13 protein-coding genes are annotated in these 11,633 nt (G+C 60.2%); 6 read left to right on the top strand and 7 right to left on the bottom strand.

From position 1 onward, the window contains the following. The first annotated feature begins 65 nt into the window (after nucleotides 1-65). The 4 genes from JWU58_RS17085 (at nucleotide 66) to ycaC (ending at nucleotide 3,669) form a co-directional block, all read left to right on the top strand. Entirely contained in the window at nucleotides 66-479 is a 414-nt protein-coding gene (locus JWU58_RS17085) for a DoxX family protein (protein WP_136493985.1), read from the top strand. Beyond that, entirely contained in the window at nucleotides 472-1,098 is a 627-nt protein-coding gene (locus JWU58_RS17080) for an antibiotic biosynthesis monooxygenase (RefSeq protein ID WP_016774079.1), read from the top strand. The genes JWU58_RS17085 and JWU58_RS17080 overlap by 8 nt, the downstream gene beginning before the upstream one ends. A gap of 40 nt (nucleotides 1,099-1,138) precedes the next feature. After that, complete coding sequence (locus JWU58_RS17075) at nucleotides 1,139-2,977, top strand: amidohydrolase (protein ID WP_206420603.1); 1,839 nt, start codon at nucleotides 1,139-1,141, stop codon at nucleotides 2,975-2,977. A gap of 68 nt (nucleotides 2,978-3,045) precedes the next feature. Continuing rightward, nucleotides 3,046-3,669: an isochorismate family cysteine hydrolase YcaC gene (gene ycaC / locus JWU58_RS17070; protein WP_016774080.1), complete on the top strand. Its 624-nt coding sequence runs from the start codon at nucleotides 3,046-3,048 to the stop codon at nucleotides 3,667-3,669. Between the two features lie 43 nt (nucleotides 3,670-3,712). Here the strand turns inward: ycaC and JWU58_RS17065 are convergent, their stop codons facing one another. Together JWU58_RS17065 and JWU58_RS17060 are read right to left on the bottom strand one after the other, a co-directional pair. Then, nucleotides 3,713-5,140, bottom strand: a complete 1,428-nt coding sequence (locus JWU58_RS17065) for a mechanosensitive ion channel family protein (protein WP_206420602.1) — start codon at nucleotides 5,138-5,140, stop codon at nucleotides 3,713-3,715. Between the two features lie 108 nt (nucleotides 5,141-5,248). Next, nucleotides 5,249-6,271, bottom strand: a complete 1,023-nt coding sequence (locus tag JWU58_RS17060) for an alpha/beta hydrolase (RefSeq protein WP_206420601.1) — start codon at nucleotides 6,269-6,271, stop codon at nucleotides 5,249-5,251. 215 nt (nucleotides 6,272-6,486) lie between these two features. On the opposite strand from JWU58_RS17060, the gene JWU58_RS17055 reads away from it, so the two are divergent. After that, nucleotides 6,487-7,386, top strand: a complete 900-nt coding sequence (locus JWU58_RS17055; protein ID WP_024012435.1) for a LysR family transcriptional regulator — start codon at nucleotides 6,487-6,489, stop codon at nucleotides 7,384-7,386. Between the two features lie 72 nt (nucleotides 7,387-7,458). Here the strand turns inward: JWU58_RS17055 and JWU58_RS17050 are convergent, their stop codons facing one another. Continuing rightward, nucleotides 7,459-7,728 carry a type II toxin-antitoxin system RelE/ParE family toxin gene (locus JWU58_RS17050; RefSeq protein ID WP_082228561.1) on the bottom strand — a complete coding sequence of 90 codons (270 nt, stop codon included), beginning with the start codon at nucleotides 7,726-7,728 and terminating at the stop codon, nucleotides 7,459-7,461. Continuing rightward, nucleotides 7,718-7,909, bottom strand: coding sequence for a type II toxin-antitoxin system RelB family antitoxin (gene relB / locus JWU58_RS17045; protein ID WP_038862015.1), 192 nt, complete (start codon nucleotides 7,907-7,909; stop codon nucleotides 7,718-7,720). Before relB ends, JWU58_RS17050 begins: the two co-directional genes overlap by 11 nt. 308 nt (nucleotides 7,910-8,217) lie before the next feature. Here relB and JWU58_RS17040 point away from each other — a divergent pair, with 308 nt between their 5' ends. After that, nucleotides 8,218-9,015, top strand: a complete 798-nt coding sequence (locus tag JWU58_RS17040) for a class I SAM-dependent methyltransferase (protein ID WP_125915893.1) — start codon at nucleotides 8,218-8,220, stop codon at nucleotides 9,013-9,015. Between the two features lie 115 nt (nucleotides 9,016-9,130). On the opposite strand, the gene JWU58_RS17035 is transcribed toward JWU58_RS17040, so the two are convergent. The 3 genes from JWU58_RS17035 to JWU58_RS17025 form a co-directional block, all read right to left on the bottom strand. Next, nucleotides 9,131-9,439 (bottom strand): addiction module antidote protein, encoded by a 309-nt coding sequence (locus tag JWU58_RS17035; RefSeq protein ID WP_016774087.1) that lies wholly within the window; start codon nucleotides 9,437-9,439, stop codon nucleotides 9,131-9,133. Between the two features lie 312 nt (nucleotides 9,440-9,751). Then, entirely contained in the window at nucleotides 9,752-10,444 is a 693-nt protein-coding gene (locus tag JWU58_RS17030; RefSeq protein WP_123443213.1) for an N-acetyltransferase, read from the bottom strand. Continuing rightward, nucleotides 10,441-11,631 carry a GNAT family N-acetyltransferase gene (locus JWU58_RS17025; RefSeq protein WP_206420600.1) on the bottom strand — a complete coding sequence of 397 codons (1,191 nt, stop codon included), beginning with the start codon at nucleotides 11,629-11,631 and terminating at the stop codon, nucleotides 10,441-10,443. The genes JWU58_RS17030 and JWU58_RS17025 overlap by 4 nt, the downstream gene beginning before the upstream one ends. Nucleotides 11,632-11,633 lie beyond the last annotated feature (2 nt).

The raw sequence follows: 11,633 nt of genomic DNA, 5'->3' as shown, positions 1-11,633 counted from the left end.
TCATGCAATTTAACTGCGCCCGTCATTGGCATGCTTCCCGTCAATGACATTCAAAGGGTCGGGTCATGATTGCTACGAGGGATGAACAGGCGCGCGACATCGGGTTGCTGTTCCTGCGGGTCAGCAGCGGGTTGTTTCTGTTGTGGGTGCACGGCTTGCCCAAGTTGCTCGACTTCACCGCGCAGCTGCAACTGATCGAAGACCCGTTCCACCTCGGCGCCCACCTGACGCTGATCCTGGCGATCTTCGCCGAAGTCCTCTGCCCGTTGCTGATCGTCGCCGGTGTGCTGGCGCGTTTGGCCTGCCTGCCTATTCTCTTTGTACTGCTCGTGGCGCTGCTGGTCGTGCACCCGCAATGGAGTGTGGCCGAAGGGCAGTTCGGCTGGTTGCTGTTGATTCTTTTCACCACCGTATTGATCGCCGGGCCCGGACGGCTGGCGATTCCTGTTCGTTTGCCCGGAGTGCTGCGTTATGCCTGAAGTCCTCAATTCACAAGCACCGGGGGCCGATGAGACCGTCACGTTGATCATCAAACACTCGGTCAAGGCCGGTTTCGAATCGGCGTATGAAGCATGGCTGCGCAACATCGTGCGCGTTGCCGGGCAGCGCGAAGGGCATCTGGGGGTGGACGTGGTGCGCGGCAAGCGCGGGCGTCTGGATTTTTACACGTGCGTATTGCGCTTCAGCTCCACCGAAGCGATGCAGGGCTGGCTGGAATCCTCCGAGCGTCAGGCGCTGGTGGCTGAAGCCGCACCGATGCTGGCCGACGGCGATCAGACCGAAGTCGCGCCGGTCAATGAGTTCTGGTTCACACCGCTGGCCGAAGCCGGCTCGCCACCGCCGCGCTGGAAGCAGGCCGTAGTCACGCTGTTGGTGATTCTGCCGCACACCTTGCTGGTGCCGCTGATCTGGGGCCCGCTGCTGGCGCTGCATCCGTTTCTGTCCAACTACGTGGTCGCCACGTTCCTGATCACCCTGACCATCGTCCTCTCGGTGGTCTACGTGGTGATGCCGCCGGTCACCCGTCTGTTCACCCCGTGGCTGGAAGCCAGTCAGGCCCATGAACACCTCGATTCCCAAGAAACCTCGCCGCGTTGAGCGGGGTTTGCTTCTTTTCACTTTCGCTTGAGGAACTGCGATGAGCGCCGATCTGATTTTATTCAATGGCCAGTTTCATACCGTAGACCGGGAAAAACCACTGGCCAGTGCGGTGGCGATCAAGGACGGCCGCTTCGTCGCCGTCGGTAACGATGCCGAGGCTATGGCCCTCAAAGGCAACGCCACACAAGTGGTCGACATGAAGGGCCGCTGCGTCATCCCTGGCCTCAACGACTCGCACTTGCACCTGATTCGCGGCGGTCTGAACTACAACCTCGAACTGCGCTGGGAAGGTGTGCCATCGCTCGCCGACGCGCTGCGTATGCTCAAGGACCAGGCCGATCGCACGCCGACCCCGCAGTGGGTGCGCGTGGTCGGTGGCTGGAACGAGTTCCAGTTCGCCGAAAAACGCATGCCGACCCTGGAAGAAATCAACCAGGCCGCGCCGGATACTCCGGTGTTCATCCTGCATCTCTACGACCGCGCGCTGCTCAACCGCGCCGCCCTGCGGGTGGCCGGTTACACCCGCGACACGCCAAACCCGCCGGGTGGCGAAATCGTGCGCGACAGCAACGGCAACCCGACCGGCATGCTGGTCGCGCGGCCGAACGCGATGATTCTCTACTCGACCCTGGCCAAAGGGCCGAAGCTGCCGCTGGAATATCAGGTCAACTCGACCCGCCAGTTCATGCGCGAACTCAATCGCCTCGGCCTGACCAGTGCGATCGACGCCGGCGGTGGTTTCCAGAACTATCCGGACGATTACCAAGTAATCGAACAACTGGCCAAAGACGACCAGTTGACCGTTCGCATCGCCTACAACCTGTTCACCCAGAAGCCGAAAGAAGAGCTGACCGATTTCCAGAACTGGACCGGCAGCGTCAAGTTGCATCAGGGCGACGACTACCTGCGCCACAACGGCGCCGGCGAAATGCTGGTGTTCTCCGCCGCCGACTTCGAAGACTTCCTCGAACCGCGTCCGGACCTGCCGCAAACCATGGAACAGGAACTCGAGCCGGTGGTGCGCCACTTGGTCGAACAGCGCTGGCCGTTCCGTCTGCACGCCACGTACAACGAATCGATCAGCCGTATGCTCGATGTGTTCGAGAAGGTCAACCGCGACATTCCGTTCAACGGTCTACCGTGGTTCTTCGACCACGCTGAAACCATCACCCCGCAAAACATCGAGCGCGTGAAGGCGCTAGGCGGCGGCATTGCGATTCAGGATCGCATGGCGTTCCAGGGTGAATACTTCGTCGATCGCTACGGCAAACAAGCTGCCGAAGCCACGCCACCGATCAAGCGCATGCTCGCCGAAGGCGTGCCGGTCGGCGCCGGTACCGACGCCACCCGCGTGTCCAGCTACAACCCGTGGACCTCGCTGTACTGGATGGTCAGCGGCCGCACCGTTGGCGGTCTGGCCCTCTACGAAGAAGGCTTGCCACGCAGCACCGCGCTGGAACTGTTCACCCACGGCAGCGCCTGGTTCTCCTCGGAGCAGGGCAAAAAAGGCCAGATCCGTGTCGGCCAACTGGCAGACCTCGCTGCACTGAGCGCGGACTTCTTCAGCGTTGAAGAAGAAGCGATCAAGTGGATCGAGTCGATGATGACCGTGGTCGGCGGCAAGATTGTCTACGCCGCCGGCGACTTCGAAGACCTCGGCCCGCGCTCGATTCCGGTGCTGCCGGACTGGTCGCCGGTAGTCAAAGTCCCGGGCCACTGGCGCCCGAACTCGCCGTTGCAAGCGCAGGTTCACCAGTGCAGCGGGCCGTGCGCCGTGCACACCCACAGCCATGAAAAAGCGCGGATGTCGAATGCGCCGGTCAGCGATTTCGCCGGTTTCTGGGGCGCGTTCGGCTGTTCCTGCTTCGCGTTCTGAGTTTGAAAAAAGCGCCGGGCATCAGGGCCGGCGCTTACCGCAACAACCATCCATCCAGGAGTTTTGCCATGAGCGTTCCTTACAAGCGTCTGAACAAAGATGATGCCGTCGTCCTGCTGGTCGATCACCAGACCGGTCTGATCTCGCTGGTGCAGGATTTCTCGCCGAACGAGTTCAAGAACAACGTGCTGGCACTGGGCGACATCGCCAAGTTCTTCAAGCTGCCGACCATTCTGACCACCAGCTTCGACGCAGGTCCAAACGGCCCGATCGTGCCTGAGTTGCTCGAGCAATTCCCCGACGCGCCGTTCATTCAGCGTCCAGGCCAGATCAACGCCTGGGACAACGAAGACTTCGTCAAAGCGATCAAGGCCACCGGCCGCAAGCAACTGATCATCGCCGGTGTAGTGACCGACGTTTGCGTAGCTTTCCCGACCCTGTCGGCGATTGCTGAAGGCTTCGAAGTGTTCGTCGTCACCGACTCGTCGGGTACCTTCAACACCACCGTGCAACAAGCGGCGTGGGCGCGGATGTCCGCCGCCGGTGCACATCTGATGAACTGGTTCGCTGTGGCCTGCGAGCTGCAGGGCGACTGGCGCAACGACATGGAAGGTCTGGCGCATCTGCTGTCCGAGCGTCTGCCTAACTATCGCAACCTGATCAACAGCTACACCAAGTTCACTGCCAAGTAAGACAAAAAGATCGCAGCCTGTTGCAGGCTGCGATCTATTGCTTTCAACGCTTCTGCAACCACCCCAAAAAACCACCTTTTTTCACCGCCACCGGTTTGGCCATCAACGCGAGGCGACTGTTCTGCTGACGCACCGCCTGCAACTTGTTCAAGGCCCGGCCGACTTCGCTGCGCTTGTCCATGCACTCACGGGTCAACTGTTTGTCGAGACGATAGATGATGCTCGACGTCAGCGCCGTGAACGTCGCCTGCGACGGAGTATCGGCAAGAATGCTCTGTTCGCCCATGACTTCGCTCGGCCCCATGCGCCCGGCCTCGGTCTGGCCATTGCCGTCCGGCACCGTCGCGCTGACCACGCCCGTGGCGATCACGAACAGACTGTCCGGCACCTCGTCCAGATCCAGCACCACCTGACCGGCCGTGTACTGCTGCGCGACCATCGACTCAGCGAGGCGATCGCGTTCTTCACTGCTCAGCGAACGGAAAATCTTCACCTCGTCCAGCAACGCACGGGCGCGGCCCGACGGTTCGATCACGCCGTCGGGATGGCGCGAAATACCCGCCGCTTCGAGATGGCGGTGGGCGAGGTCGAACAGTTGATTGCGCACTTCGCTCTTCTTGCCCAGCTCAGCGATGAAACCGCTGGCAACGTATTCCGACATGGTTTCGCCGGCCTCTTTGAGTACGGCTTTCGGCGCCGGGCTGAGCAGCAGAGAACTGCTGCCCTGCAAGGTGCGATCAAGGGCATCCAATACCCGCCGCGGACGAATGTGATTCGGCACCTTGATACTGATCGAGACGCCGTGCATGTTGTTCGGCCGGCTGAGGTTGACGATCTTTGCCTTGGCCGCCACCGAGTTCGGTACGACGGCCATGGTGCCGGCGCTGGTCAGCAGGTGCGTGGCGCGCCAGTCGATATCGAAGACCTTGCCTTCTACGCCGTCGATCATCACCAGATCGTCCACTTGATACGGCTTGGTGGTGTTGAGGACGATGCCGGAAAACACGTCGGCGAGGGTGCTTTGCAGCGCCAGACCGACGACGATGGCGACCACCCCGGAAGTGGCCAGCAGACCTTTGACTGGCAGCTCCAGCACGTAACCGGCTGCCGCAACAATGGCGACCAGAAACACCAGCGCGCCGATGACATCCTGCAACAAGCGTCCGCTGTGACCGATGCGGCGCATCAGCGCCAGGCCGATCACTTCGGTCAGCACCCGTGCTGCGTACAACCACCAGAGAATCCCCAGCGCCGTCGCCCCCAGTTGTGCCACGCGATCATCAGCGAACAGCGGAGCTTGCAACGGGCTGACACCGGCATTGATCACCAGCGCGCTGAACGCCAGAAACAGCGCCAGACGCACGCCGACTCGCGGCGCGCGGTGGCTGAAGGGCGAGAAGTGCCAGAGTGCGGCGTCGAGCAGGAGCAGGACGGCGCTCCAGGACAGCAGGTGGGCGTAGAAAAGAGTCATGACCGGTACTCCGCGACGCTGGTGAGAAAAAAGATCGCAGCCTGCGGCAGTTCCTACAGGGAATCGTATTCCAGGGTAGGCGCTGCCGCAGGTTGCGATCTTTTGCTTTTATGGATTCAGATGAGTCTTCAGTTCAGCCGCCGCCTGACGCACCGCCGCTTTCACCTCCGGAATCTGGCTCAGCGGATTGAGCAGACCAAAGTCATGAATCATCCCGTTGTAACGCACCGAGGTCACCGGCACGCCGGCCGCATCCAGATGCCGCGCATAACCTTCACCTTCATCACGCAGCACGTCGAACTCGGCGGTCTGCACCAGCGCAGCGGGCAGGCCCTTGAGCTGTTCGCTGCTGGCGTTGAGCGGCGAGGCATGGATCTGCGCACGCTCGGCCGGGTTGGTGGTGTAGTTGTCCCAGAACCACTGCATCATGCCTTTGGTGAGAAAATGGCCCTCGGCAAATTGCTGGTACGAACCGTCGTCGAACTGCGCATTGGTCACCGGCCACATCAACAGCTGAAAGCGCAGGGCAGGGGTTTTCTGCTCCTTGGCCATCAAGGCGACGACTGCCGCCATGTTGCCGCCGACGCTGTTGCCGGCCACCGCCAGACGCTTGCCATCGACACCGATCTCCTTGCCGTGCTCGGCCACCCATTTCGTCGCGGCGTACGCCTGGTTGATCGCGGTCGGGTACTGCGCTTCCGGCGATGGCGTGTAATCGACATACACCGCAACAGCGCCCGAGCCAACCACCAGATCACGAATCAGGCGCTGGTGCGTCGGGAAATCGCCCAGCACCCAGCCGCCCCCGTGGAAGAACATGAACACCGGCAACTCGCCCTTGACCTTGGCCGGGCGCACCACTTTCAGGTTGAGGGTCTGGCCATCGACCTTGATCGCCTTGTCGCTGACTTCCACACCGGACAGATCAACCTTCACCGAAGCCTGCGCACCGGTCAGCACCGCACGGGCGTCTTTCGGGCTCAGTTGCTCCAGCGGACGACCACCGCCAGCGGCGAGGGCATCGAGGAACGCTTGGGTGTTGTGTTCGACGCCAGGGCTGCCAGCGGCGAAAGCGCTGCTGACGGAGAGGGCGAGGAGGGACGCGGCGAGGGTTTTCTTGACGATGTTCATGGTGGAAATCCTTTTGAATGATTTTGATTTTCTGATCGTTCCCACGCTCTGCGTGGGAATGCAGCCGGGGACGCTCCGCGTCCCAACGATCAGATGGCTGCCTTCGGCAGCTCTTTATGTTCAGGGTTGTTTTCAAACCGTGAGCACAGATTAATGGGCTGCTGAAAAGCGAAAAAGCGGCTATAAAGCGTTTAACTGTCCACCAGAGAGTGACAATGAACCCGTTCGAAGACATGCGTATTTTTTGCCAGGTGATGGACTCCGGCAGCTTCACCGCTGCGGCCGATCAGTTGGGGCTGTCCAAGCAGTTCGTCAGCCGCCGTTTGATGCAACTGGAAGAGCGCCTCGGTGTGCGCTTGTTGAACCGCTCGACCCGCCGCCTCGACGTCACCCCGCTGGGGCAGAGCTATTACGAATCGGCGTTGCGTTTGCTCGGAGAAGTCGAGCAGGTCGAGCAGGGCATCGCCGGTGAAACCGCCGAGCCGCGCGGCACGATTCGCCTCAGCGCGCCGCTGTCGTTCGCGGTGGCGCATCTGGGTTGTCTGCTGCCGTTGTTCCTGCAGCGTTATCGCGAAGTCACCGTCGAGGTCGATTTAAGCGATCGCCCGGTCGACCTGCTCGGCGAAGGTTACGATCTGGCCCTGCGCATCGGCGTGCTGGAAGACTCGACACTGATCGCCCGACGTATCGCCAGCATCGAACGGGTCTACTGCGCCAGCCCGGCCTACCTCGCCGAACGCGGCACACCACTCAAACCCGAAGACCTGCACAGCCACGACTGCCTGCCTTACGGCCACGGGCGCTCGGTGCAATGGCGCTTCAACGAAGCGCCGGGCAAACCGCTGCTGATCAACGTCACCGGGCGCATGCGCGTCAACAACGGCGAACTGCTGCGGGACGCCGCGGTGCAGGGGATGGGAATTACTTATCTGCCGACCTTCATCGTCGGCGCGGCGCTGAAGGACGGGCGGCTGGTGCCAGTGCTGGATGATTTACGCCCGGAGCCGCTGACCCTGTCGGCGGTTTATCCGCAGCATCGCCAGGCTTCGCGGCCGGTGCAGGCGCTGGTGGAGTTTTTGCGTGAGCGGCTTAACCAGAGTCATGTGAATCTTTGATAGTGGTGCCTACTGGGCAAACGGCGTGTTATCGATCGGGCGAACGTCACACCGTTTTTTCCTGCGATGTCTTTATGGATATTCCTGTCGGGTATGCAAAACGCTGAGTATCTCGATTCGATCCGTCACCTCATAAATCACTACGTAGTTAGGATGTACAACGATTTCCCGGGTGCCGGGAGATCGACCTTTACGGTAGAGATGGGGATGAACGGAGAGTGAGGTTGTGGATTCTTCGATGGATTTCGAGAGACTCACTGCGGCTGCAAAGTTTCTCTCGCCAATGTATCTGAGGATGTTCGAAAGATCGGCCTTGGCTTCGGGCCGCCACTCAATCTGCATCGGCCTTTTTTCGCATGGATTCGATCAAGGCATGCATGTCCGCCATCACGTCCTCATGGGGGAGACTCGGATGGGGATCATCTCTGGACGCCTGCACCTTGGCTCGCAACCAGCGATCATGACTGGCAGCCTGCTCGTCGTTTTCAAACCCTGAATCGTCGGGAAAGATTTTGCCGTCCATTGTGCCTCCGGGATCAATGCCTGGCAGTCTATTCGGTACAGGGATTGCTGTCGTCGTTGTCTGGATGAACTGCATCTGGGTCGAGCTCCATGAGTACTTGTAGTTCGACAAATCCTAGACTGAGCGCTTCCGACGGCCAACCGACGGAAGATGTAGGAAAACGGTTGGGGTATCCCGAGTTCCTTCCTTTTTCTGTAGGACTCGCTGAAGAGGACTGCGCAGTGTGATTACAACATTGGAACAACCGCCACCCCGGGTCTGTTCTAGACTCACGCCGCTCAATCACGAGCCTCACCCGGAGTAGCGCCATGGAAGTGCCCAATCCCAAAACCGCCATCGAAAGCAATCGACAGGCGTGGAACGATTCCGCCCGTCATCATCAGGATTCGCCGGACTGGCAGGCATTGCTCAACGATGTCGCGCAGGCGGAGTTTTGCTGCCTTGATGACACCTCGCGCGGCTTGCTGGACGTCGACGGCAAAGACGTGATTCAACTGGGCTGCAATAACGGTCGGGAGAGCCTGTCACTGTTTGCGCTGGGTGCCCGCAGTGTCGTCGGCGTCGATCAATCCGCAGCGTTTCTTGAGCAGGCCCGCGAGCTCAACAGCCGCTCGCCGCATACTGCCGAATTCGTCGAGAGCGACATCCACCATCTGCCCGCATCGCTGCATAACCGCTTCGACGTAGCCCTGATTACCATTGGTGTACTCAACTGGATGCCTGACATCGGCGAATTCTTCCGTCATGTCGCGCAGGTGCTGAAGCCGGGCGGCAAGCTGGTGATCTACGAAACCCATCCGTTTCTGGAAATGGTTGATCCGCAGGCTGAAGATCCTTTCCGCCTCGCCAGCTCGTATTTCCGTGTCGAGCCGTTTGTGCAGGAAGAACCGATTGTGTATGTCGGCAAGGTCGAGCAGCCGGCGGCGAAGTCGTACTGGTTCGTGCATACGCTGGGCGCGATCTTCAGCGGCGCCATTGGAGCGGGGCTGCGCATTGTGGATTTTCAGGAATATGCGCATTCGAACCGGGAAGAGGTGTATGACTGCTACCTGAACCAGCAGGCGCAGCTGCCGATGTGCTTTAGCCTGGTGGCGAGCAAGGCCTGAGAACCTTTTTTGCGACGGCTGGCCTTTTCGCGAGCAGGCTCGCTCCCACAGGGAAACGCATTCCAATGTGGGAGCGAGCCTGCTCGCGATGGCGGCCTTGTGACCGCCAGAAAATTCAGGGAACGGCGTGATTGACTACGTGCCCCGGCTGCGCATAAAGATCAATGCCCAGCGCATGAATCACCTTCAACACTGTGTCAAAGCGCGGCTTCGCTCCGGGAGCAAAAGCTTTGTACAAACTTTCGCGACCCATGCCTGAATTCTTGGCGATCTGCGTCATTCCTCGCGCTCTCAAAACGTAACCGATTGCGCGAAGGAATTCTTCGCTGTCTGCGTCTGCAAGAACCTGTGACAGGTACTCACTGATGGCTTCATCACTGTCGAGCAGCGCGACCATGTCGAAATTCGTCAAAGTCTGGCTCATGGTTAAACCTCCTTTGCCATTTTTTGTGCGCGTCGGATGTCTGCGCTTTGTGAGGATTTGTCGCCTCCGACAGTTGCGTAGCTGGCCGACTTTAACCAGATGGCCATGGATAATCAGTCGGCCAGATCTTTACTGGATGTTGGAAGTGTCGTCACAGTTTGTAGGCAACCAGCCAATCGCTTGTGAGAGCTGCGGGTGCAGCTACTGGCCTCATCGCAAGCAGGCTCGCTCCCACAGGGAAACGCATTTCAGTGTGGGAGCGAGCCTGCTCGCGATGGCGGTATCAAAACCGCCGCAAATATTCAGCCTGAATCAAGCCTGCGCGGGCGTACTTACTACTGGTCTTTCCGGCTTGCGCAGCGCCTCCAGCCTCGACTCGCTGTAGCGCGTTTCGCGGAAGAAGCGCCAGTGGCCGAACAGGTCGTAAACATGCGTGATCCGCCCTTGTTCCTTGTAGCCCAGGCGCACATGCATCTTCAGGGCCTGGATATTGGCGTTGTCACAGATATCCACCACCTTTTTATACCCCCCGGCGTCCATGACTTGCCAAAGTGCGGTCTGTGCGTCGACGGTCAAGGTGCTGCCGAAATAGGGCCGGGCAATTTCGGCACCGAACTGGAAGTACTCACCGGGCTCGATCGTGAACGTGTAGCGATAGAAGTGTCGATCGTAATAGTCGCGAGTGCTGGCCCAGACGAATCCGACGGTGTGACCTTCCGGGTCCAGGTACATGTGCCCCGTGTGCCCTTCAGCGGCCAGCTCGGCCATGGTCTGCACACGGTCACCAAAGTACTTGCCGAAAGCCTTGGCGTTATCCTCGGTGATGTCGACTCTATGTAAACCTTCACAGGGGCGCAGTTTGTTCGGCGCGATCGGCGTGACCAGATCGCGCTCCATCCACAGCAATTCACGGTGAGCGAAGACATAACGTTTGCCGAAAGCGCCAAGGGTGCGGCGCAGGCCTTTTTGTTTGATGCGCTGAAGCAGTTTGTCGATGACGTTCATGATGCTCTCCGAGGCGCTAGCCCTGGTGTGGTGGATGATGTTGCCGGTTGAGTTGCGCAGGTATTTGCCGCTTTCGGTTTGCCGGCACGCTGTGCGCGCCATTTTTGCAGGGCCGGTTTGACGCAGTACCAAAAACGCAGGCCCAGGCCCAGCAGCAAGCCACTGGGGCGCCATGAGTAGAAGCTCCAGCGCCAGTGTTCCAGTTGTCCGGTCATGCGCTCGTGCAGTTGATGACTGGAGTTTTCCAGGCTGACCCGCGAGGCATCGATCCAGTGCCATTGCTCGTCCAGGCCCCAGCGAATCCATTCCTCCAGCAGCACTCGACCACTGCCCAGATCGGCATGTTGCGGCAGGAACGCCAGGTTGTAGTCGTAGAGGCGGCCCTGCTCGAGCAGGCCGAGCCGATAACTGATGCAGCGGCCGTCCAGCTCCAGTATCACCACTCGCACCAGCCCTTGAGCGGCGAGGGCGGTGAAGGCGTTCTGTATCCATTGACGGCTGTGGTCAGTTGCGAAAATGCCGACGCCCTCGTCACCTTTCCAACTGACCGACTCGACTTCTTGCAACGCCTGTAAAACCGTAGGCATCGACAGCGCATCGGGGGTGATTCGCCGCACTTGGGCGCCGCACGCGGCAATCCGTTTGCGCGCACGACGCAGTTTGTAGCGCGGGTCGCCGGAAACTTCCTGCTGGTCGGCGTCGCTGATCAGATGCACCGGCACCCGGCAACTCAGGCGCCGTTCAGCGGTGGAGCTACGCGCCATCCAATCGGTGAGGGCACTTTCTTCCCCGGCAGGTTCCGACAGTTCGTTGAGTTGCAGCAGCGCATGGGGCAGGCGCTGACGGATCAGCATCAGCGCATCGCGCATACCCTCTGCGCCGAGCAACGACAGCAGGGCCAACCGATCGGCCAGCGGATAACCCAAGTGGCGCAAGACGCGAAATGGCACGCCCGCGAAGCGTTCGCGGCTGGACACCAGGGGCAGGCACAGGCGCAAAGCCTCTGCTTCCCAGCCGAGCAGAACGTGCAGGCAATGATTCTCTTCCAACGCCTGCTCTGCCGCGCACAACCAGCCGAGATTGTTGAACGGCGTGTGGTCGGTCACGCGCAGGCGCAATGCCTCGTAGGCCGTCGCCGGGAAGTCGGCAGCGCACAGCGATGTGCGCCATTCGAATCGCATCGCCATGG

The organism is Pseudomonas atacamensis, from assembly GCF_017167965.1.
Classification (GTDB): Bacteria; Pseudomonadota; Gammaproteobacteria; order Pseudomonadales; family Pseudomonadaceae; genus Aquipseudomonas; species Aquipseudomonas atacamensis.
Note: the sequence above shows the minus strand (reverse complement) of the source record. Positions and strands in the feature narration are given on the sequence as shown.